Origin of the sequence: Hymenobacter puniceus (assembly GCF_014333525.1) — a bacterium.
Classification (GTDB): domain Bacteria; phylum Bacteroidota; class Bacteroidia; order Cytophagales; family Hymenobacteraceae; genus Hymenobacter.
On the sequence record NZ_JACSCX010000003.1, the window covers coordinates 62,737 to 84,759 of the forward strand.

The following is a 22,023-nucleotide window of genomic DNA, read 5'->3' on the forward strand; positions in this document are numbered from 1 at the left end:
GATGTTAGCGCGGGAGTTTCTGCACGAAGCTAACCACTGCCTGCCGGAAGGCCGCCGGCTGCTCCAGAAACGAATTATGCTTGCCGGGCAGCACCACCGTCTGCTGCCGCGGAAACCGGAACGTACCGGGCGCGGCGCCCGTCGTGCGGTCGTCCTGGCCCACGATGTTGAGCACGGGCATCTGGAGCTTCGCGGTGGCAGGCACGAAGTCCTGGCCGTAGTCGGGCAGCTTACCGCTGAACATCTGGGTGCCGAAGTCGGGGTTGGCAGCTACGCTACGGCTTACGCGGCTGGCGCGGGCGGCCAGTGAGTCGGCGGAAAACTGCAGCTGCCAGGCCAGTTTCTGCTGCTGCAGCGCGCCCATCACCATGCCCACGCGCTGCATCATCGGCAGGCCGGGGTTGGGTTGGGCGGCGGCTGTTAGCAGCGTAGTACCATACTGCACCATGCTTTCCAGCGAAGCCGGCGGGTTCAGCACGGCATTCACCAGCACCAGGGCCTGCACCCGCTGCGGATACTGCGTGGCGTAGGCCGTGGCAATAGTGCCCCCAAACGAGTGGGCCATCAGCACCCAGCGTTCCAGCCCCAGATGCTGCCGCAGCTCTTCCAGATCCTGCACCATGCGCGCCATAGCGTAGTTGGGGCGGCGGGGGCTGCCGGAGCGGCCGCTGCCGCGCTGGTCGTAGTAAATCAGGCGCAGCTTGTCTTCGAGGCGGTTGCCGCCTAGCTTCTCAAACGAGTAGCTGCCGGCGCCCGGTCCGCCGTGCACGAATACGCACGGTGTCCCCTGGCCCGCCACCTGCACATACAGCTGCACCGAATCGGAGGTGAGCAGGGTGGTGGGGCCGTTGGTGAGGCGGCTGGCGCGCGGCTGGGCGTAGGTGCTGGCGCTCAGCAGTAAGTTGAAAATCAGCAGCAAATGGCGCAGGAAGGATGGACGAGCGGACATAAGTGGGAGGGTAGGATGGATTGAGAAAGAGTAGGGTTTGTGCTACCGGACGGCCAGCAGCGGCACGCCCTGCATGGCCTGCACGAATAGTAGGGCTACCAGGCCGGCGTAGATGGCCGCGCCCAGCCACGTTAGGAAAGCGGCGCGGTGCGGAAGCCGCTGGCTCAGCCACCAGCCCAGCAACGGCAGCGCCTGCAGGCTATGCAAACCCAGGAAATGCGCGGCACGCAAGTCGCCGGCGCGGGTGCTCCAGCCCAGGCCCGGCAGGCCGGGGCCACCGTCGGGGGCGCCCACGGTGTGCTGGTTGAGGTGAATCATCATGCCACCCAACAGGCTGCCCAGCAGAAACAGCAGCAGCCCCAGCCGCACGCCCCACACGTAGCCGGCCGGGCCGTGGGGCCGATGCCGCCATACCAGGTACACGGCCCAGATGGTTAGCACGGTATTAAGCAGGATGAATACGCCCATCAAACTGAACAGGGCGCCATCCAGCGCCGTGGCGCCGTTGAAGTGCGAGGTGGTGCCGCGGGCCGCCTGCGTCGTAATGCACACCATTTCCACCGCCATACTCACTGCCACGCCCCAGCTGATGTGGCGCACTGACCGTTGTGCGGCCGTCGGCAGATCGGCCAGCAGCCAGGCCAGCGTCCAGAGGTAGAGCAGGCCGGAGAGAGCAAACTTGGCCGGCTTAATCCAGACAGGAAGGCCCGTTACGAGGCGGTGGTCGAAGGGCAGCAGCGCCAGGGCCAGCAGCAACAGCGCCACGTGCAGCCAGCCAACCCAGGCCAGCACCGGATTCACACGGTGCAGCACGCGCAGCCAGGTGGCCGCATAGCCGGCCGGCGAAGCAGTGCCAGTGGCGGCAGAGGTGCCGGATTTCAGCGAAAAGTCAAGAGCAGCCATAACGCAGCAAGATTAAAGGGAAGTAGAATGGGGCGTGGCCGTTTCGGCCGCGGGAGTGGTGTAGAAGCGCCGCGCCACCGCATATAGCAACAGCCCCACCGGCCCGAACAGAAACGTGAGCAGCAAGCAGGGCACTAGCAGCAGGTGCGGCACCCCGCGCCGCCGCGCATCCAGGCTTTCCCAGATGCCGACACTCAAATCGAAGCACAGGTAGTGCACCCAGCCAGCCAGCAGCGCCCACGGATTGCGAAACAGCAGCGCTACATCCTGCAGCGAGCTGAAGCCGCCTTCCGACCCGTGGCTTCCCAGGTAGTGGCCGCCAATCAGCAGCGCGTACGCCACGGCCAGCAGCAGCGGCAGCGCTCCACTAAGCACCAGTAGGCGCGTGAAGCGCCAGCGTGGTGCCAGCACCAGCAGCGCCCAACCCAGCAGCGCTACGGGGTTGGCGAGGGCAAACAGAGCGTCGGGAGTAAAGGCCATGGCAGTGGGGCTTGGATGACGATCCGAAGGTACCAGCCAGTGGCCGCGCACCGAAGCGCAAACCGGGTGAACCGGCCGCCAGCCGGGGCGAACCAACCAAACCGGGCCGGTGAAGCGGGCGGCCGTATTTGCGCCCGGTAGCAACCACGTCCGCTGCAGGCCGTACCTTTGCGCCGTGGTAGCATTGCAGATATTCGGTTTCAGGCAGTGGCGGAGGGCGCTGAGCGTCCTGCTGCTGGCCAGCGCCACCACACTGCCCGCGCTGGCCACCCCTCGCGCCGCGCCCGCCGACGACTCGGTGAGCGTGCGGCATCCGCACCGCCGGCCGGTGTTTCAGCTGGATATCCGCAACTCCATCATCAACCACCAGCTGGTCACTATTCCGGGCCTGAAGCTGGGCATAGAGTGGCGGGGCCGGCTGCGCACGGGCCTGGGTGTGTACCTGCTCAGCAACGGCATTCCGTCGCGCCAGCCTGTTCCGGCGGAGTTTCCGGTTGCTACCAGCTCGGAGCTGCGGCTGCGCTACGTGGCCGCCTACGGCGAGTATGTAGTGCTGGGCAACCCGCGCTGGGAAATAGCCACTCAGCTGCAGCTGGGCGTGGGCAAAACCTACGCCCGCTATGCCCTGCCCGACGGCGCCGTAGTTCGTTCCCCCAAGAAAGTTATCTGGCTGGCCGAGCCCTCCCTGACCGGGCAGATGCGCGTGTACCGCTGGCTGGCGCTGGGCACGGGCGTGGGCTGGCGGCAGCCGGTGTTCGTGAACCGCCTCACGACCCGGGAGCTCAACGGGCCGGTATTCTACGGCCGCGTCAAACTCTCCCTCGGCGACGTGTACAAAGTGATGCGCGGCCGCCAGCGCCTCTTCACCCAGCAAGGCCTGCGCCGCGCCGATTGGTAGTTCGCTGTCATTGCGAGTGAAGCGAAGCACCCGTAGGAAAGCGCAGCTAATAATCTTTCCTCTCCGTGCTCTAAGCTGCCTTCAATTCAAAGCCCTCCGGCAGTAGTGTAATCCACTAACGCCAGAGGGCTTTGCTGTAAGGAAAATGTCTGCCGCGAGAGGAAAGATTGCCACGGCCTTCGGCCTCGCAATGACAGGTGAGGTAGTTACTGCTTGTTCACGTTCACGCCTTGTGAGGAGCGCAGGCGGCGCAGCATAAAGAACTGCTCTTTGTTGCGGGTGCTGCCCGAGTTGATGTCGCCGTAGACCTGCACCACATCCCAGCCGAGGGAGCCCATGTAGTTGAGCGCGCTGATATGGGTGGCAAACACCTGCAGCTTGCCGGCCTCCAGCTTGGAGAGCGAGCCGCCGCCAAGCTTCTCAGGCCCGTAGCCAAAATCGGCGAATACGTCGGCACCCTTGAGGTGCAGCTCGCAGTATTCGTAGCGAGCGGCATCGGAGGCAGTTTGGGCGCGGGCGGCTGGTGCAGCCAGCAGCAGCGCCAGCAAGAGGAAAAGAGCGGAAAGGTGTTTCATGTGGTGTGGTTGAGGTTGGTTGATGTGGGTGAATAGAGCAAAAAGAACGTCATGCTGAGCTCGTCGAAGCATCTCTACCGCTTCGTGTGAACAGCATTGCAACGAAGCGGTAGAGATTCCTCGGCAAGCTCGGAATGACAGAATTACTACACGAGCGAGATGCTTCGGCTGCGCCTCTGCATGACGTTCTATTCGGGAAGACTCGCTAATTGTAGTTCGGGAGCAGCTTGTACTTGCGGCCGTATTCCAGCATCTGCTGGGCGAAATCGGTGGGGTATTCCAGCGTTACGTCCGTAACTTTGCCGTCCCGGAGCACCGGCACCAGCTTAGGCTGAATGAAGCCGGCGTAGGGCGCAATGTTGAGCTTGGCGTAGCGGGCCAGTACTTCTTTGTGCAGCACGGCATCCACTTTCACGCCGTAGGTTTCGATGAGGGCTTTGCCGGCGGTGTAGTCGCCTTCACTGGTGATGCGCTGCAGCTCGCGCAGCAGCTGCCCGAACAGGCCGCGCAGCTTCTCGTAGTCGTTGACGCGGAAGTAGGTTTTGCCGTCGCGGGTCACCTTCTCCACAACCTTGTCTTTCTGACCTTTCTCGAACGCCCATTTGGCCACCATCTGTCGGTTGCGCATGTGCGATTCTTCCACGGTCTCGCCGGGCTGCAGGCGCACCAGCTGGGTCATCAGGCCGTTGCGGATGTAGTTGTCGTATTCGGCCTTGGCCAGCTCGCCGCCGGCCGGCACCACACCCAGCTGCACCAGCTTGGCATCGGGCAGGTAGTAGAGGGCCACGAGGTCGGCGCGGGCTTCTTCCAGCGCCGAGGCGTAGCTTTTCAGGGTTTCCTTGGGCGTGCCCACGCCCTTGTTGATCTGGCCCGAGGCGTGCCCGATTACCTCGTGCATATCGGTGTGGAGCTTGCCGGCCATGCCCGCAAACTGTCGGGCGCGCTGCTTTTCGGCTTCATCGTAGGCAAACTCCTCGAGCATGCCACCGGCATCGGCCGCGCCGTAGGCATCCACGATGTTGCCCAGGTTCACAGATTTCGAGCCGTGCTCTTTGCGAATCCAGGTGGCGTTGGGCAGGTTGATGCCGATGGGCGTAGCGGGCGCGGCGTCGCCGGCTTCCACCACCACCGTTATGACCTTGGCCGTGATACCTACCACGTTCTGCTTTTTGTGCTCGGGCTTGATGGGCGAGTTGTCCTCGAACCACTGCGCCTCGTCGCCGATGGCCTGAATGCGCTTGGTAGCCTCCAGGTCCTTGAACGACACTACCGACTCGTAGCTGGCGCGGTAGCCCAGTGGGTCGCCATAGACTTCAATGAATCCGTTCACCACGTCGGTGCGGCTTTTGGTGTCGTGCACCCAGGCAATGTTGTATTCGTCCCACACCTTCAGGTCGCCGGTCTGGTAGAACTTCACCAGCTTCTGCAGGGCCAGCTTCTGCTCGGGGTTTTCGGCTACTTCCACGGCCTTGCTGAGCCAGAACACCACCTGCGAAAGGGCCTTGTCGTAGAGGCCGTCGGTCATCCATTTGCGCTCCTGCAGCTGGCCCTGCTTGTCTTTCACGAGGCGCGAGTTGAGACCGTAGGAAATGGGCTGCGGGTCCTGGGGGTTGATTTTGCGCTTGTAATAGGCCTCCACTTCGGCCTGGCTCACGCCCTGGTAGAAGTTTACGGCCGAGGTCTTTACCAAATCTTTGCCGGCTTCCTGATTGACGCGCTTGGGCGCCACTGCGGGGTCGAACAGAATGGTCGTCATCGAGCCCAGAAACTTTGTGACGCTTTCATTGGGCTCCAGCGGCAGCTGCTTGGCGTCCACGGCAAAAATCAGCTCCCGAAAGTAAGCCGGCGTGCACTCCGGCAGCATCTTGCGGGTGCTATAGTGGTGATGAATGCCGTTGCTGAACCACACACGCTTGGCGTAGGTGGCAAACTTGGTGGCCTGGTCCAGCTCGCGCGGGTTGGTGCTGGCAGTGCGACGCTGCTCATTGGCCGCCCATAGGGCCTGAATGGTGCGCAGCACGCGCAGGTTGTGGCGGTAGTTCTGGTCGTAGATGATTTCGCGCCCGCTCAACGCCGCCTCGTACAGATAGTACAGCAGCTCTTTCTGCTGCGGCTCCAGCGTCTCGAAGCCAGGAACCTGGTAGCGCAGCACGCGCAGATCGGCAAACTGCTCGGCCACCACCTGAAACGGAGGGGCCGCCGGCGCTGCGGCCGGAGCGGGAGTTGCTGGTGTGGTAGGCGCCGTGGCACTGGCCGCGCCCAACTGGTTTACGGCCTCAGTAGTGGCATTGCCGACGGCAGTGGTGGGGGTAGTGGTGGTGCTGGCAGTGGTGGCACAGCCGCCCACCAACTGGCTGGCCAGCAACAAGGCCGCTACAGAAACTGGGGTACGCTTCATTGATTGGGTGCAGAGTAGGAACTTGCACAAATCAACGGATAATTTCACATAGTTAATATTTGCGCCGGCCCGCTACCGGCCGCCCACACCCGGCGCGGGCGCGAGGCCGCGCACCGTGCCCAGCCTATCCAGCTTGCCGGAGGCAGTAGTACGGAACTGCGGCACGTACACCATGTCGCGGGGCACTTCGTACTTGTCGAGGCGCTGGTTGAGCAGGGCCAGAAGCTGCTGCTGCTGCTGCGGGCGCAGGGCCGGGCCTTCCAGAAACGCCGTCACCTGCTCGCCCAGGCGCGGGTCGGGGCGGCCGGCCACGAAGGCGCGGCGGCCCAGATTCAGCTCCGTGAGGGCCACTTCCAGCACCAGTTCCACCTTTTCAGCCTGCACTTTCACGCCGCCGCTGTTTATCACGAAGTCGGCGCGGCCCAGCCACTCGAAGCTGTGGCCGTCGTCGGAAAGCGTTATCCGGTCGTTGGTGACCACCAGCTGGTCGTTGGTGACGTCGGCGCGGACCGTGAGGCAGCCGCGTGTGTCCTGCGCCACATGGATGCCGGGCAGCACGCGGTAGGTGGTCTGCACCTGCGGGCCATTGAGGCGGCGCAACGCAATGTGCGAGGCCGTTTCGGTCATGCCATACGTCACGTACACCGGCACCTTCAGCTTCCGGATTTCGGTTTCGAGGCTGCGCTCCACGGCCGCGCCGCCCACCAGAATGCCCTTCATGCGGTTGAGGCGCGGGGCGTGGCCAGCATCGAGCACCGTGCGCAGCTGTAACGGCACAAAAGAGGTGAAGTCGAACTCCGCATTGGCCGGCACCAGCGCCAGCGGATCAGCGTGAGGCTCCACAATGGTCAGGTGCATGCGCCGCTCCAGGCCGCGCACCAGCATCATCAGGCCGCCCACAAACTCGCAGTTCAGGCACACCAGCAGCCGGTCGCCGGGGCCCAGGTCGAAGTAGTCGCCGGTGCGGCGGGCGGAGGCTTCCAGCTGCCGCCGCTTCATCTGCACCAGCTGCGGCTTGCCCGTGGAGCCTGAGGTGCGTAAGCCGAACTCCTGCGCACCGTTCAGCCACTGTCGCACAAAGTCCAGCACGCGCGCCTCGTAGCCGTTCAAATCCTGCGGTGAGTTGGCCGGGTACTGCTGAATGTCGGCGTAGCGGAATTCGCGGCCATTGAGCAGGAGGGAATCGGGCAGGAGTAGGTCGGCGGAAGTGGCGGGAGTATCCATAGCGGGCAGCAGCGTGGCAGAGAAGCAGCAAATATTTTCAGAAACAACCGGAACTACGTGCGCTCTGCCTGCTTAGTGGCCGGAAAATTCGATAGGTCTTGACGGAGAGGTAATTAAAAGCGTAACTTATTCCATTCACCTTTTCCTCTCGCCCCATGGATACTACCGCCGCCAGCCCGCTTGTCCGCGCCAAAACTGTGGTATTCCGGCGCCTTATCACCTTCCGCCGCTACCTCAGCGCTACCAAAGCCGGAGCCCACTCCCGGCGCCAGGCCCGCAAGCTGCGCGAGCAGCAAGCAAAAGATGCCCGCCTGCGCGACTTCTTCGGGTGGTGCAGCGGCTGCGAAGCCTACGGGTCGATATTCTAGCCTGCACTTATTGATTGTAGCGAGTGAATTGTAGTGGCTACGGGTACAGCAGGTACTTTTTGCGCATGGCCTTGTAGTGCGACAAGGCCGGCTCCCACGACGCCTGAATCTCGGCGGCCGACTTCCCAGCCATAACCTGCGCTTTGAAGTTGGCGTCGCCGGCCAGGCCATCAATGCTGCCGATCTGCTTGCTCTGCGTGCGGTCGAAAAACCGGGCTTTATCGGGGTAGGCCTGGTAGAGCTGCAGCATCCAGTCGAGGTTGATGCGCTGGGTTTTGCGCAGCTGGCCGACGTCATACGTGCGCAAGTCCAGGCCGTAGCACACCTCGTTCATGTACAGCGGCGCTTCGCTCATGCCAGGCAGACTAACAGGCGTATACGAGTAGGAATAGCTGTTTTTCAGGGCTGGGCTGCCGAGGATGGTGAACGGGAAATAGGTGCCGCGGCCGTGGTTGAGTGCCGTGCCTTCAAACAGGCAGGTGGACGGATACAGCAGAATGCTTTGCTGGGTGTTCAGGTTGGGTGAAGGCTTCACCGGCAGCGTGTAGGCCATTTCGTGCCGGTAGTTTTTCACCGGAATGACGCGCAGCCGGCACTGCTTCTTATCGGCCAGCCAGCCTTCCCCGTTGATCATGCGCGCAAACTCGCCGACAGTCATGCCGTGCGCAATAGGCACCGGAAACTGCCCGATGCCGGACTTCAGGCGCATGTCCAGCACGGGCCCATCCACGAGGTAGCCGTTGGGGTTGGGCCGGTCCAGAATCAGCAGCTCCTTATCGTTTTCGGCGCAGGCTTCCATCACGTCGCGCAGCACGTTGATGTAGGTGTAGAAGCGGCAGCCCACATCCTGGATATCGAACACCATCACGTCTACGTTGGCCAGGTCCTGCGCCGAAGGTTTGCGCTTCTTGCCGTACAGCGAAATGATGTCGATGCCGGTGGCCGGGTCTTTCTCGTCGGCCACCTTGGCGCCGTTGCTGGCATTGCCCCGGAAGCCGTGCTCCGGCCCAAATATCTTCACGATACGAATGCCGCGCGTCACCAAACTGTCCACCAGATGCTGGCTCCCGATGATGGTGGTGGGGTTGGCCAGAATGCCTACTCGCTTGTTGGTGAGGTAGGGCAGGTAGCGCTCCGTCTGGTCGGCGGCCGTCAGGATGGGGCGGCTTTTTGAGGCGTGGAGCGGGGCACTGTACTTAGCGGTAGCGGTGCTGCCCAGCGCCAGACCGGTGCCCAGGAGTACGGCCCATGCGTAGTAGGATTTCATAGGAAAATGGCGGCGGTGGGTAGAGAAACAGCAGAAGGAAACAGCGGCGCGGAAGCACCCAAGTTAGCAAACTTCGGTGGCCAGGCTAGGCAGCGGAGCTGCTGGCCGGCTGGTGGCGGTAGGTGGAATAACGAATAAAAAACGGCCCGGCCCGCACAAGGCAGGCCGGGCCGTTCAGCGCCGGACAACTAGCCGGTTATTGTACCAGCAGACGCAGGTATTCGGCGTGCGCGCCCAGTTGCACCGTCACGAGGTAGACGCCCGGCTGCAGGCTGGTGGGCAGGGCGTAGCGCACCGGCTGGCTGGCAGCCAGCTTGGTGCGGAAAGGCGCGCCTACCGGTTGGCCCTGCGTGTTGCGCAGCTGCACATCGGCGGGGCCGTCGTAGTTGGTAACGCTCAGCCAGGCACTACCTCCGTTTTCCACCGGATTCGTGATGCTGGCCAGCGGCTTAACCGACCCGCCTTGGCGGCTGGCCACGGTGGGTGCGGTAGGAGCCAGCCACGCCGTAGACTGCGTGGAAACCCGCAGCGTGTAGGCGGTGGTGTTGCTGGTTGCGCCGTTGTAGCCGTACACTTTCACGTAATAAGTAGCGGCCGGGGCGCCGTTGTACACAATGCTTTCGGCCGTAGTGCCTGCCGAGGTAGACGAGTACAGCAGCGTACCAGCGGCATTGTACAGCTGCAGCTCATAGTCGGCGGGCAGGGTGCTGAGCGTGATTTTGAGGTTGTTATTGGTAGAGGAGCTGGTGAACTGATACCAGTCCACGTCGGTGGCCGGGCATACATAAGCCGTGTTATTCACGTTCACGCCCACGCTCTTGCCGGCGGCCAGGGTTTCGTTGGCTTCATAGCTGTCGGTGGGGCAGGAGGCCGTGCCACCGCCCGTGGAAGTCCAGCTGGCCGCGAAACCCGCGCGGGTGGTAGCGCAGTCGGAGCGCAGCTCCAGAAACAGCTTGCCCGAAGTGCCGGTGAGGGTGCCCGGATTGGTGGTGCCGCTGTATTTGCCTAGCAGCGGCGCCTGGTTGTTGGCGCCGTTGTACACCAGCAGATGGTCGTAGTTGTTTTCCAGGTCGAAGCTGCTGAATGTGAGCTTCACGCTGGTAGCGCCGGTAGGCGCAATCAGCTGGCACTGGCGCACGTCGTCGGGGTAGTTGGCGGTGCTGCCGCCCGCGTCATACACAGTGCCGGATGCAGCCGTGAGCGTCGTGACGGCCGGCGCGTTGTTGATAAGCTTGTAGAACCGCTCCCAGTCCCAGTTCACGCCGGGGTCGGTGTGGCTTTGGTTGGGGAAATGCTGATGACCTTTAATTTTCACGCACGCTCCCGTGCTGAACGTGCCGGTGGTAGCAGCGCCATAAAACGTGCGCAGCCCGCTGATGCCGTAGCCACTGCCTACAATGTCGCGGGCCAGGGCGGCCGAGCTGTTGTACATGGCCGTGGTATACCAGGAAGCATCATTCACGTAGCCTTCGTGCTCGGTACCAATGGTGTAGGGGTTTTCGGAGCCGATGTGCCAGGCCTTGTTGGCCTCGCTCACCATCTGCGTTACCTGCCCATCAGAGGAGCGCACCACATAGTGCGCTGACACGCTCGACGAGCAGTTCTTGAACCACGAAATGCAGCCCGCATACGTGCCCTGCACGGTATGGATGGCGTAGTGCGTGGCGGCTGTGCCGCTGCGTGAGCTGTAGTTGCAGGTGGTGAAATCGGAAATAGCGGGGCCGTAGTCGGTGGAGGCGGCCACGGCATACGTGGAGGTGCCGGGATTGAAGGTACGCCCTTCGGCCTGCACTTCTTTCTCGGAAACCTGCGTGGTGCCAGCGCTCAGCACGCTGTAGTTGGCGCCAAAGATAGCCGGCAAATCGAGGTGGTAGTCCGGGAAACGGTAGCGGAGCTGGTTGTCGGGCTGGGCCATAAAACGCAGGACGCTGTATAGGTGCGAGTCCAGCGCGAAGGCCGTTACGGCGTCTTTGCCGAGCGGCAGCTCACTGAGCTCCAGCAATACGGGCAAGTGCGCAGCCGGCTCGGTGGCTTTGAGCTGCCGCGCTTCGGCCCGCTGCGCATAGGCAGCAGCATACGCCAGAATATTGGTGCGCGGGTCCTGCTGAATCTGTGCTTCGCTGACGTGCGCCAGCCGGGCTACCAGCCGTAGGTTTTCGCGGAACACACCCTTGCCGTTGGCAAACAAGCCCATTACGCCTGAGGGCAGCGGCATACCCATGCAGCTTTCCGGTTCCTGCGCGGCAATGTGGCGGATGCGGGTTTGGGTGAACGACACGGCCTCCAGCATGCCCCGTGGCACCGCCGGATACTGCCGGTAGGCTTCCGCAAAATACGCGGCGTAAGGCGTTTCGGCACTGATGGCTTGCCGCGCAGATGTCTGCGCTTCAACCACTGGCGACAGGCACAGCATACCTGCCCAGAAGAGTAGGGGTTTCTTCATAAAGGATAACCAAAGTTTGTTGGTGGGAAGGGCTTTGGTGAGGATAAGGTAACGATAGTAGGCAGCAAGCCAAATGCTTATCGGATAATTATAGCTTCTTGCCAAAATTATGTTTCTATGAAAGATGCAAGCTGAAGTAAGCCTGCATGTCTTTCTCAGGAAGGTGAAAAACAGAAAAGCGCCCCTGGTCGATAGGGGCGCTTTTTGAAGTGAAATAAAACGTAAGCCAGCCGGCTGTGGTTGGCCGGCGCAGGGCCACCTACTTTGCGGGTGCAGCTTCCGGGAGTAGCCGGAAATAGGTTGCCTTAAACCGGTTGTCAACCAAAGTGCCTTGCACTTCTGCTTTGCGCACCGTGTTGCAAAAACCATTGTCGGCATGCGCATCTCCGTGCGAATCGATGGTGGTGCCATCCACGAAATAGGCTTTCCCATCCATCCGGATGGCCAGGTCACAGTCTTTGCCTTTCAGCCCAAGCCGGCACTGGCCGCAGGACGCATCCACCTGCAGCACCGGGACATTCGGGGCTGGCTCACTCAAACGGGCCGTGGGCGCCTTCACTGATTGGGCATGCAGCGTAGGCGCAGTTGCTACCAGCAACAACATTACCAGCAATGGGACGATGGTTTTCATAGGTAGGAGAGTTGAAGCCTGAATAAGCAATATACGGAAGGCCGGCTGATAAGAACACTACGCGGAGAGCAGCACAGTCGACGTCATCATTGTCAGGTAGTAGTTGGTGCAATGCACGGCAATCAGCAAGAGCACGTGCTTGGCGGCCAGCGCTTCAAACTCCTCGGTGCTACTGATGGTGTAGTCGTAGTTAGCGCTGTTCCACTTAAAATCGGGCCGAATCAGCAGAAGCTCCTGGCCGCTTTTATGTAGCAGTACATACTCGTTTTTCAGCATCGAGCGATTCTTCAGCACGAATGCCTGGTTTACGCCGCCCAGCCGGGACTTCAGCAAAATGTTGCCATTCCAGTGCATCTTGAAGCTCAGCCGTACCTCGGCTTGCTCTTTCAGCTCGATGGTAGTGCCCCAGAAACCCTTCGGCTCAATTTGCAGGGAAACACCGCCGGGCAGCGTCAACGAAGCCTTGAAAGAAAACCACTCCGTGTACGTCAGCTCGCCCAGCACGGTGCCTGCTTCCCGCAGCGTGAAGGTGCGGGTGGAGTCTGATTTTACCTGATAGTCGGCCATTGCGGAGAAGTGGAAAGACGACGAAAAACGATGAGCTGTATCCGGGGCAGCCCTGACTGGCGCCGTGGCTCAATATAGCACTGTCGTGCTCTAAAACCGCCTTTCAGCACCTGATAAGCCGCTATGCAGCATGAAAACGGCCTGCCCCGTTGCCGGGGCAGGCCGTTTTACCTTACCAATGAAGCGCCACCGTTACGGAAACTTCGGGTACTTCGAGAAGTCGGGCTGGCGCTTTTCCATGTAGGCGTTGCGACCTTCCTTGGCTTCCTCCGAGAGGTAATACAGCAGCGTGGCGTTGCCGGCCAGCTCCTGAATACCGGCCTGCCCATCCAGCTCGGCATTGAAGCTGGACTTGAGCATGCGCAGCGCCAGCGGGCTTTTCTGCAGGATTTTGTGGCACCAGGCCACCGTGGCTTCTTCCAGCTTATCGAGCGGCACAACCTTGTTCACGAGGCCCATATCGAGGGCTTCTTGGGCGTCGTACTGGTCGCACAGGAACCAGATTTCACGGGCCTTCTTCTGACCCACAATGCGGGCAAGGTACGAGGCTCCAAAACCGCCATCGAACGACCCCACATTTGGGCCGGTCTGACCGAAGCGGGCGTTTTCGGCCGCCACTGTCAGGTCGCAAACCACGTGTAGCACGTGGCCGCCCCCGATGGCCCAGCCGGCCACCATAGCCACCACTGGTTTCGGGATGGAGCGGATGATTTTCTGGAGTTCCAGCACGTTCAGGCGGGGTACAGTGTCCTCACCTACGTAGCCACCGTGGCCACGCACGCTCTGGTCGCCGCCCGAGCAGAAGGCCTTGCCGCCCTCCCCCGTGAGGATGATGACGCCGATATCGGTGCGGTCTTGGCAGATGCGCATGGCTTCAATCATCTCCTGCACCGTGAGCGGCGTGAAGGCATTGTGCACCTGCGGGCGGTTGATGCTAATTTTGGCGATGCCGCCGGCCTGCGTGAAGAGGATTTCGCGGAACTCCTTGATCGGGGTCCAGGTAAGTTGTTCTGACATAGAGTGAACGGGTTTCTGCGTCCTCTGCGAAAACACTGCGCCCTCTGCGGGCTAAAGACGTAACAACGATATAGCCCGCAGAGGGCGCAGTGTTTTCGCAGAGGACGCGGTGTGCTAGTGAGAAAAAGAAGTGCGGACTTGCGTCCGGTAGTGTTCAAAGAATTCGGCGTTGGTGGGGCTGTCGGTGGTAATTTCGAGCAGCGCCGCGCCGGTTTCGGCTGCAAAGAAAACCGGTAGCGCCGACTCTAGTTCAGAGAAAGTGGAAACGGCGAAGTAGCGCAGCCCAAAATCCCGGGCCGTATTCTCGGCGCGCAGCGGCTGCCGCGTCTCGAAGAACTCTTCCAGCTCCGGCTGCTGGCGGGGCCCATCAATCAGCCGGAAGATGCCGCCGGCGTGGTTGTTGAGCAGTATCACGCGCAGGTTGGGGGTGGGGTAATTGTGCCAGAATGCGTTACGGTCGTAGAAGAACGCCACGTCGCCGGTGAGCAGCACCACCGGCCGCTTGGGTTGGGCCAGGGCCGCGCCCACGGCCGTGCTGGTGCAGCCATCAATGCCGCTGGTGCCGCGGTTGGCAAACACTTCTATCGAGCGGGTAGCCGGCAGCCCCAGAATGTTGGCGTAGCGTACGGCCATGCTGTTGGCCAGGTGCAGCGCCGTTTGGTCGGGCAGCAACTGCAGCGCCTTATAAATGGCCGTAAACTCATTGAACGGTTGGTTGCGCTGCTGCAGAAACTCTTGTAGGAAACCTGTAGCCCAGTTCTCAGCCGCCAGCCAGGGCTTAAGGTAAGCTGCTTTGGCCGGGTCTGCTTCCGCCGCAAGCCACGTCAGGCGCACCGGTTCATTCAGTGGCTGCGGCCGCGGCGCTACGCGAGTGGCGTCCTGCGCGGTAGTGTGATTGGGTATGGCCGCGCTAGGAATCGAACCTGAAACAGCAGATGCGTAAACTCCTATACTATCTGTTGTACTAAACTTCTCCGCGCCCAGCGCCGCAAAGAAATCAGCTGGCTCCATACGCACCACTTTCGTCAGCGACTGGAACGTGTCGGCCACGGCGCCGGCCGCCTGAATGTGCCAGTGCTGGGCGGGCTTGGCGTTGCGCAGGTACAGTTTTAAGGCTTTGGAAATCAGCGACTGGCCGAAGGTGATGAGCAGCTCCGGCCGCAGAGCTTCTTTCAGGCCCGGCTCCGGCACGGCCATAAACACGTCCTGGCGGCCCAAGGGGCGCAGGCGCTGGTCGAAACCGGCAGCGGCGGGCAAGTGCAGGTTGGCAATCAAATCACCGACTACAGGCACATGGTGGGTGGTGGCGAATTGCAGCAGCGCCAGCCGGAGTTCGGTGTCGGCAGGGTGCTGGCCGGCTACCACCAGCACGCGGCTGGTGCTCTGGATGGCGTTGCGCAACTCCTGCAGCGTGGCGGCCGGCAGCTGGAGCCGGCCAGGCAATTCGCGCGTCACTTTCACTGGGCCAAACTGCAGCTCCTCGCCCTGCTTGGGGTAGAAAGGCTCCCGCAGCGGCACATTCACCTGCACCGGCCCGGCCGGAAACTGCTCTGCCAACACAATGGCCTCACTCACGATCCGCGTGGCGTGCCACTGCGCGTCGGCGTGCGTGGTGTCGGCCGGAAAGGTGAACGAGCCCTTGGCGTGCGCGCCGTACAAATCGGTTTGGCGGATGGTCTGGCCGTCGAGTTGATCAATCCACTCCGGCGGCCGGTCAGCCGTGAAAACAACGAGTGGAATCTGCTGGAAATAGGCCTCGGCCACGGCTGGTGCGTAGTTCAGGCCCGCTGTGCCCGACGTGCACACCAGCGCCACGGCCTGCCGCTGGGCCTGGGCCAGTCCCAGCCCGATGAAGGCCGCCGCCCGCTCATCGGGCACCGTGCGCACCACAATGCCTGGGTGCCGCGCAAAGGCAATAGTGAGTGGTGCGCACCGACTGCCCGGCGACAGTACCACGTCGGTAATGCCCAGTTGCGCGCAGATTTCGGGGATGTTGTGGACGGCTTGCATGCTTGTTAATTAAAAATTGAGAATTGAGACAGGCAGCCGCAGTGACAATCATGTGCAAACCGGCTATGCCTGCGTCTGAATTCAAGTCATTAGAACAACCAATTTTTAATTCTTAATTTAAAATAGCCCCGATGGTGCGCAGCTTCAACTCGGTTTCCTGCCACTCGCGGGCGGGGTCGGAGTCAATGGTGAGGCCGGTGCCGGCGTAGAGGATAGCCTGGTCGGGGCGAAGCTGGAGGCAGCGTAGGTTCACGTAGAGGCGCGCTTGGCCGGCGTCGGGCAGGTTTACAGGGCCCAGGAAGCCGCTGTAGTAGGCCCGGTCGTAGCCCTCGTGGCTGGCAATGAAGTCGAGGGCCGCCTGGCGGGGCATGCCGCCCACGGCCGACGTGGGGTGCAGCAACCGCAGCATATCAGTACCCAGCGTGGCAAACGGCACCTTGCGCAAATCCACCGCAAAGTCGGTGCGCAGGTGCAGCACCTCGCCGGCTGCCACCGTGCGCGGCCCGGTTTCCTGGTACTCGCGCAGCCGCAGCTGCTTGAAGCAATTAACGATATAGCGCGCCACCAGCGCCTGTTCCTCGATTTCCTTTTGCCGCCAGATGGCCTCGCTGGGTTGGTGCCCCGGGAGCAGCGGCTGGGTGCCGGCCAGCGCCATCGTCCGGAACATATGGTCGGCCCCGACTTCGGCCAGCACCTCGGGCGTAGCGCCCAGCCAGGTGCCCACGCCTGGCGCACTCACCACCGACACAAAAGCATTGGGGTAGCGCGCCTGCAGTTTCTCGAACGCGGCCAGCACATCAAACCCCGCGGGCAGCGGCCGGCGCACGGCCCGGCTGCTCACCACTTTCTGCAGCCGCCCGCTGTTGATGGCGTCTACGCCGGCCTGTACCAACGCCTCGTAGGAAGGCTGTGTGGCGGCCGCCGGGGCCGGCTGCGGGCTCACGTGCCAGGGTAGCGGCGCGTCTGTGGGCCGCGCCATAAACTGCTGCCGCAGTGCCGGCAGCCGCGCCATTGCCGTGTTGCTGACCTGGATTTCATCGGGCTGGCCTAAATCAAAATACAGGTCGGCGGGTAGAAACAGCGGCGGGTTGTGGTCGGAATCCTGGAAAGGAAAAAAAGCGAAACCGGCCGGCGCAGTCGGCTCCAGCGCCGGTGGCAACCCCACGTAGGCAGCCTCTACTCGCAAACTCAAACACAGCTGGGCGTGCGTGGCACCGGGCAGCCGCCACAGCGCCACGGGCCGGCCGCTGCTCAGCGCCAGCGCCACTAGCTGGCGTTGGCGGGCCGCCGGCGCTAAGTCGGGGTGCCAGGGCAGGCGCTGCAGGCCACTCACGCCACCGGGTTTTGGGGGGCAGCCGGCAGGTCGATGACGGCCATGGTGATGCGGCTGACGCAGACCAGTACGCCGGTTTCTTCGTGCGTGATGCGGATTTCCCACACCTGCGTGCTGCGGCCTACGTGCAGCGCCGTAGCGTGGCCTATCACATAGCCGGAATGCACGCCTTTCAGGTGATTGGCGTTGATTTCCAGTCCCACACACGCTTTCTTACGTACGTCTACCTGTAGCTGCGCCCCAATGCTGCCCAGCGTTTCGGCCAGTGCTACGGACGCGCCGCCGTGCAGCAAACCCATCGGCTGGTGCGTGCGGCGGTCCACGGGCATGCGGCCGGTCAGGCTCCGCTCACCCACGGCGGTTATTTCAATCCCCAGTTGCTCGCCCAGCGTGTTGCGGCATAAGGCGTTGAGTTGAGCCAGATCAGAGGAAAGGCGTTCGGGGTACATCAGGAATGGTAAATAAGGCGCGAGGTCAGGGATTCCGGGAGCTGAAAAGCTACTTTTGACCCCATAAACAGCAAAGCTAGCGGGAAAGTGAGCGTCAAAAAAATATACCTCATTCGGCACGGCCAGACCGACTTCAACGTGCGCGGCATCGTGCAGGGCAGCGGCATCGACTCCAGCCTCAACGCTACCGGCCACCAACAGGCCGGGCGGTTTCACGCAGCCTACGCTCACCTGCCCTTCGATAAGGTGTACACCTCGGCGCTGCGCCGCACGCATCAGTCGGTGCAGGGCTTTCTTGATCAGCAGTTGCCGCACGAGCAGCACCTTGCCCTCAACGAAATCAGCTGGGGGGCGCGCGAAGGCACACTTATCACGCCCGAAGAAGACGAGGAATACTATGGCGTGCTGCGGCAATGGACCGCTGGCAACACTGCCGCCCGCCTGCCCGGCGGCGAAAGTCCCGACGAAGTGGCCGCCCGGCAACGCCCGTTTATTGAGTTGCTGAAAAGCCGCCCCGCCGAGGAAACCGTGCTGGTGTGCATGCATGGCCGCGCCATGCGGGTGCTGCTGTGCCAGCTGCTCAACTATCCGCTGCGCTACATGGACTCCTTTGACCACCGCAATCTGGGGCTATACTGCCTGCAGTATTCCGGCTCCATGTTCACGATTAGCAGTTTCCTTGATGTAGCGCACCTGCAGGAAGTTGGAAAGTAGGGACAAGCCCACCAGAAGCTTGAATGAGCAAGAGCACTGCGTATGAATATAGTATTTTAAAACTGGTTGGCATGTACTTGCTATCTGGTTTTTTTAGAAGAAATCATGCCCTATAAGTGCCCAAAATATAGCTCTGCAGCCTCCAATAGCCGAAAAATAAGTTGCTATAGTAAATGAACAAGCCAACTGCATTTTGTTTGGTAAGAACAACTTGTAACTTACTCGCAACAAGCAATAGGCAGCCTATGCGCTGTCTGCTGACGAGGTAAAGTCCGGAACGGCTCCGCAGAGCTGCCGGCCGCTGCCGTCCTGAACGCAGGAGCAGGGGCTACCCGGAAAATACAGTTCTGTTTTCTTCCCCATTCCTGTCCATATGCTATCCAGACGTGCCTTTGTAAAGTCCGCTTCCCTGCTGTCGGCGGGTGTTCTCGCATCTCCCGCATTGCTTGCCAAAGGCAAAACTGATATTGGCCTGCAGCTATATACACTCCGCGACGCCATGCAGAAGGACCCGGTAGGTACACTGGCCCGTGTGGCGCAAATGGGCTATACTACAATGGAAGGTGCCACCTACACCGGTAGCCTGAAATTTTATGATATGACGCCGGCCGCTTTCGCGCAGGCCCTCAAAAAAGCCGGCCTACGCATGCCTAGTAGCCATTATTTGCTGGGTGAGCAGCAAAACAACGGCCAGCCCACTGCCGGCACCATCCTGCACGGCTGGGATAAAGCCATAGACGATGCCGCCCAAGTAGGCATCAAGTACATGGTGTGCGCCTGGCTAACCGAGTCGGAGCGTGGCAACCTCGACCACTACAAGCTACTGGCCGAGCGCCTCAATAAAGCTGGCGAGCGGTGCAAGAAAGCAGGTATCCAGCTCTGCTACCACAACCACGACTTCGAGTTTGTGGCGCAGGACGGCAAGATGCCCTATGATGTGCTGCTCACCACTGATAAAGAGCTGGTGAAGATGGAGCTGGATCTGTATTGGGCTACCAAGGCTGGCCAGGACCCGGTAGCATTGTTTCAGAAGCATCCCGGCCGCTTCCCGCTGTGGCACGTGAAGGATATGGACCGCACGCCGGCGCGCAATTTCACTGAAGTCGGCAACGGCTCTATCGACTTCAAGCGCATTTTCGCTCAAGCCAAGACGTCGGGTATGAAATACTTCTTCGTCGAGCAGGACCAAACGCCCGGCTCGCCCTTCGACAGCATCCAGAAAAGCATCACGCACATCAAGCGCACCTTGGTGTAGAGTAGCTAGTTGCTGGTTGTCAGCTAGTAGTTGTCAGTTAGGTCATTCAGCAGCATTATTCTGACTGACAACTACTAGCTGACAACCAGCAATTGACAACTTATTATTCCCCCGTTCTCTACTTTCATCCCACCATATTCATGGAAAAGAACACGTATGACGCCATCGTCATTGGGTCCGGCATTTCGGGCGGCATGGCGGCCAAGGAGCTGACCGAGAAGGGCCTGAAAACTCTCATGCTGGAACGGGGGCGCAACATCGAGCACATCAAGGACTACGTGAATGCCAACAAAAACCCGTGGGAGTACGAGCACCGGGGCGGCAAAACGCAGCAAATGATTAAAGATTATCCGGTCTTGAGTCGCGATTATACTCTCAATGAAACCAACCTGGACTACTGGGTGAACGAGAAGGAAAGCCCCTATGTGGAAGCCAAGCCCTTCGACTGGTTCCGGGGCTACCACGTGGGCGGCCGCTCATTGATGTGGGGCCGGCAGTCGTACCGCCTGAGCGACTACGACTTCGAAGCCAACGCCAAAGACGGTATTGCCGTGGACTGGCCCATCCGCTACCAGGACCTGGCCCCGTGGTACAGCCATGCCGAGAAGTTCGCCGGCATCAGCGGCTCGCGCGAAAACCTGCCCCAGCTGCCCGACGGTGACTTTATGCCGCCTATGGAGATGAACGTGGTGGAAAAAGACGTGGCAGCCCGCCTCAAAAAGCATTACGAGCACCGCCGCATGATCATCGGCCGCACGGCCAACATCACCCAAAACCACAACAACCGCGTCAGCTGCCAGTACCGCAACAAGTGCTGGCTGGGCTGCCCGTTCGGGGCGTATTTCAGCACGCAGTCGGCCACACTGCCGGCCGCCGTGGCCACCGGCAACCTCACGTTGCGGCCGTTTTCCATCGTCACGCGCATCCTGTATGATAAGGACACCAAGCGCGCCAAGGGCGTGGAAATACTGGACGCCGAAACCAACCAGACTTACGAGTACTACGCCAAAATCATCTTCCTGAATGCCTCGGCCCTGAATTCGGCCTGGGTGCTGATGAACTCTGCCACCGACGTGTGGCCCGGCGGCCTGGGCAGCAGCAGCGGCGAGCTGGGCCACAACGTAATGGACCACCATTTCCGGGCCGGGGCCTCCGGCGAAATGCCCGGCTACGAAGACAAATATGTGTACGGGCGCCGCGCCAATGGCATTTACGTGCCGCGCTACCGCAACCTGTTTGGCGACAAGCGCGACTACATCCGGGGCTTCGGCTACCAGGGCGGCGCTGGCCGCGAAGGCTGGGGCCGCGAAATTGCCGAGATGAACATCGGTGGCGACTTCAAGGACGCGCTGAGCGAGCCCGGCGACTGGACCATGGGCATCATGGGCTTCGGCGAAACGCTGCCCTACCACGACAACCGCATTTCCCTCTCGACCACCCAGAAAGACAAGTGGGGCCTGCCGGTGCTGGTGATGGACGCCAGCATCCGCGACAACGAGCAGAAAATGCGCATCGACATGATGGCAGATGCCCAGGAAATGCTGGAAAAGGCCGGCGTGAAGAACGTAAAGACCTATAACAACGGCTACACGCTGGGCGGCGGCATCCACGAAATGGGCACCGCCCGCATGGGCCGCGACCCAAAAACGTCGGTGCTCAACAAATGGAATCAGGTATGGGATGCGCCCAATGTGTACGTAACGGACGGCGCGGCCATGACCTCAGCCGCCTGCCAGAATCCGTCGCTCACATACCTGGCCCTCACGGCCCGCGCCGTGGACCACGCCGTAAGTGAACTGAAAAAACAAAACGTCTAGCGCCCGCCACCATGAACAGAAGAGACGCCGTAGCCCGCGTAGCCCTCCTCATGGGCGGTACGCTCATCGGGGCCGAATATTTCCTGACCGGCTGCACCGCCGATACTGACAAATCCAAGGCCGCCGCCAAAGCTAAAACCGCCCCGGCGAAGCCCGAAAAGCTGGCCGAGGTACTGGATGCCAAGCAGATCAACCTCCTCAATGAGGTGGGTGAAACCATCCTGCCGGCTACCAAAACGCCGGGCGCCAAAGCCGCCAACGTGGGCGGCTTCATGGCCGTGATGGTGCGCGACTGCTACGCCCCGAAAGACCAGCAGATCTTCCTGGAAGGCCTGCCCAAACTGGAGGCTGCCGCGCAGCAGAAATACAGCAAGGACTTCCTGGCCCTCGATGCCTCGCAGCGCACGGCGTTGCTCACGGCCCTCGATACGGAAATGAAGCAGTACGAAAAGGCGAAAACCCCGGAGCAGCCCAACCACTACTTCCGCATGTTCAAGGAGCTGACGTTGCTGGGCTTCTTCACGTCTGAGCCCGGCGCCACTAAGGCTCTGCGCTACCTGCCCGTTCCCGGTAAATACGACGGCGACGTACCGTACAAAAAGGGCGACCGGGCCTGGGCAACTACCTAATCTTATTTCTCATAAACGTCATGCTGAGCGCAGCCGAAGCAGCTCTACCGCTTTCTTGTGGTAGTAATTCAACGAAGCGGTGGAGCTGCTTCGGCT

20 protein-coding genes are annotated in these 22,023 nt (G+C 61.3%); 6 read left to right on the forward strand and 14 right to left on the reverse strand.

Going from position 1 to position 22,023, the window contains the following annotated elements; all coding sequences use genetic code 11:
* Positions 1–4 precede the first annotated feature (4 nt).
* From H8B14_RS09015 to H8B14_RS09025, 3 genes are read right to left on the reverse strand one after another with little or no spacing between them, the layout of a single operon-like run.
* Entirely contained in the window at positions 5–949 is a 945-nt protein-coding gene (locus tag H8B14_RS09015; protein WP_187315310.1) for an alpha/beta fold hydrolase, read from the reverse strand.
* A gap of 42 nt (positions 950–991) precedes the next feature.
* On the reverse strand, positions 992–1,852 hold the full coding sequence (locus H8B14_RS09020) for a hypothetical protein (RefSeq protein WP_187315311.1): 861 nt from the start codon (positions 1,850–1,852) through the stop codon (positions 992–994).
* A 12-nt stretch (positions 1,853–1,864) separates the two neighbouring features.
* On the reverse strand, positions 1,865–2,332 hold the full coding sequence (locus H8B14_RS09025; protein ID WP_187315312.1) for an ABA4-like family protein: 468 nt from the start codon (positions 2,330–2,332) through the stop codon (positions 1,865–1,867).
* Between the two features lie 175 nt (positions 2,333–2,507).
* On the opposite strand from H8B14_RS09025, the gene H8B14_RS09030 reads away from it, so the two are divergent.
* Positions 2,508–3,230, forward strand: coding sequence for a hypothetical protein (locus H8B14_RS09030; RefSeq protein WP_187315313.1), 723 nt, complete (start codon positions 2,508–2,510; stop codon positions 3,228–3,230).
* Between the two features lie 206 nt (positions 3,231–3,436).
* Here the strand turns inward: H8B14_RS09030 and H8B14_RS09035 are convergent, their stop codons facing one another.
* The 3 genes from H8B14_RS09035 to H8B14_RS09045 form a co-directional block, all read right to left on the reverse strand.
* A complete protein-coding gene (locus H8B14_RS09035; protein WP_187315314.1) occupies positions 3,437–3,805 on the reverse strand; it encodes a hypothetical protein in 369 nt (122 codons plus the stop codon).
* 205 nt (positions 3,806–4,010) lie between these two features.
* Positions 4,011–6,203 carry a dipeptidyl-peptidase 3 family protein gene (locus H8B14_RS09040; protein WP_187315315.1) on the reverse strand — a complete coding sequence of 731 codons (2,193 nt, stop codon included), beginning with the start codon at positions 6,201–6,203 and terminating at the stop codon, positions 4,011–4,013.
* Positions 6,204–6,275: 72 nt separating this feature from the next.
* On the reverse strand, positions 6,276–7,427 hold the full coding sequence (locus H8B14_RS09045) for an AMP-binding protein (protein ID WP_187315316.1): 1,152 nt from the start codon (positions 7,425–7,427) through the stop codon (positions 6,276–6,278).
* A 155-nt stretch (positions 7,428–7,582) separates the two neighbouring features.
* Here H8B14_RS09045 and H8B14_RS09050 point away from each other — a divergent pair, with 155 nt between their 5' ends.
* Complete coding sequence (locus H8B14_RS09050; protein ID WP_187315317.1) at positions 7,583–7,795, forward strand: hypothetical protein; 213 nt, start codon at positions 7,583–7,585, stop codon at positions 7,793–7,795.
* A 37-nt stretch (positions 7,796–7,832) separates the two neighbouring features.
* On the opposite strand, the gene H8B14_RS09055 is transcribed toward H8B14_RS09050, so the two are convergent.
* The 8 genes from H8B14_RS09055 to H8B14_RS09090 all read right to left on the reverse strand — a co-directional run bounded on the left by H8B14_RS09055 (position 7,833) and on the right by H8B14_RS09090 (position 17,512).
* Positions 7,833–9,062: an exo-beta-N-acetylmuramidase NamZ family protein gene (locus H8B14_RS09055; protein ID WP_187315318.1), complete on the reverse strand. Its 1,230-nt coding sequence runs from the start codon at positions 9,060–9,062 to the stop codon at positions 7,833–7,835.
* Between the two features lie 196 nt (positions 9,063–9,258).
* On the reverse strand, positions 9,259–11,505 hold the full coding sequence (locus H8B14_RS09060) for an N-acetylmuramoyl-L-alanine amidase (RefSeq protein ID WP_187315319.1): 2,247 nt from the start codon (positions 11,503–11,505) through the stop codon (positions 9,259–9,261).
* A gap of 259 nt (positions 11,506–11,764) precedes the next feature.
* Complete coding sequence (locus tag H8B14_RS09065) at positions 11,765–12,136, reverse strand: DUF6370 family protein (protein ID WP_222840576.1); 372 nt, start codon at positions 12,134–12,136, stop codon at positions 11,765–11,767.
* Between the two features lie 57 nt (positions 12,137–12,193).
* The gene (locus H8B14_RS09070) at positions 12,194–12,703 is read right to left on the reverse strand and encodes a hypothetical protein (protein WP_187315320.1); all 510 of its coding nucleotides are present in this window, start codon (positions 12,701–12,703) and stop codon (positions 12,194–12,196) included.
* Positions 12,704–12,895: 192 nt separating this feature from the next.
* Positions 12,896–13,720, reverse strand: a complete 825-nt coding sequence (gene menB / locus H8B14_RS09075) for a 1,4-dihydroxy-2-naphthoyl-CoA synthase (protein WP_187315321.1) — start codon at positions 13,718–13,720, stop codon at positions 12,896–12,898.
* A gap of 114 nt (positions 13,721–13,834) precedes the next feature.
* The gene (gene menD, locus H8B14_RS09080; RefSeq protein WP_187315322.1) at positions 13,835–15,730 is read right to left on the reverse strand and encodes a 2-succinyl-5-enolpyruvyl-6-hydroxy-3-cyclohexene-1-carboxylic-acid synthase; all 1,896 of its coding nucleotides are present in this window, start codon (positions 15,728–15,730) and stop codon (positions 13,835–13,837) included.
* 112 nt (positions 15,731–15,842) lie between these two features.
* Complete coding sequence (locus tag H8B14_RS09085; RefSeq protein ID WP_315984815.1) at positions 15,843–17,063, reverse strand: chorismate-binding protein; 1,221 nt, start codon at positions 17,061–17,063, stop codon at positions 15,843–15,845.
* Entirely contained in the window at positions 17,060–17,512 is a 453-nt protein-coding gene (locus H8B14_RS09090; protein ID WP_187315323.1) for a hotdog fold thioesterase, read from the reverse strand. Before H8B14_RS09090 ends, H8B14_RS09085 begins: the two co-directional genes overlap by 4 nt.
* Positions 17,513–17,599: 87 nt before the next feature.
* Between H8B14_RS09090 and H8B14_RS09095 the strand changes: the two genes are divergently transcribed.
* The 4 genes from H8B14_RS09095 to H8B14_RS09110 all read left to right on the forward strand — a co-directional run bounded on the left by H8B14_RS09095 (position 17,600) and on the right by H8B14_RS09110 (position 21,927).
* Complete coding sequence (locus H8B14_RS09095) at positions 17,600–18,226, forward strand: histidine phosphatase family protein (RefSeq protein ID WP_187315324.1); 627 nt, start codon at positions 17,600–17,602, stop codon at positions 18,224–18,226.
* A 373-nt stretch (positions 18,227–18,599) separates the two neighbouring features.
* Positions 18,600–19,481 carry a sugar phosphate isomerase/epimerase family protein gene (locus H8B14_RS09100; RefSeq protein WP_187315325.1) on the forward strand — a complete coding sequence of 294 codons (882 nt, stop codon included), beginning with the start codon at positions 18,600–18,602 and terminating at the stop codon, positions 19,479–19,481.
* Between the two features lie 140 nt (positions 19,482–19,621).
* Complete coding sequence (locus H8B14_RS09105) at positions 19,622–21,298, forward strand: GMC oxidoreductase (protein WP_187315326.1); 1,677 nt, start codon at positions 19,622–19,624, stop codon at positions 21,296–21,298.
* Positions 21,299–21,309: 11 nt separating this feature from the next.
* Positions 21,310–21,927 (forward strand): gluconate 2-dehydrogenase subunit 3 family protein, encoded by a 618-nt coding sequence (locus H8B14_RS09110; protein ID WP_187315327.1) that lies wholly within the window; start codon positions 21,310–21,312, stop codon positions 21,925–21,927.
* Positions 21,928–22,023: the final 96 nt, after the last annotated feature.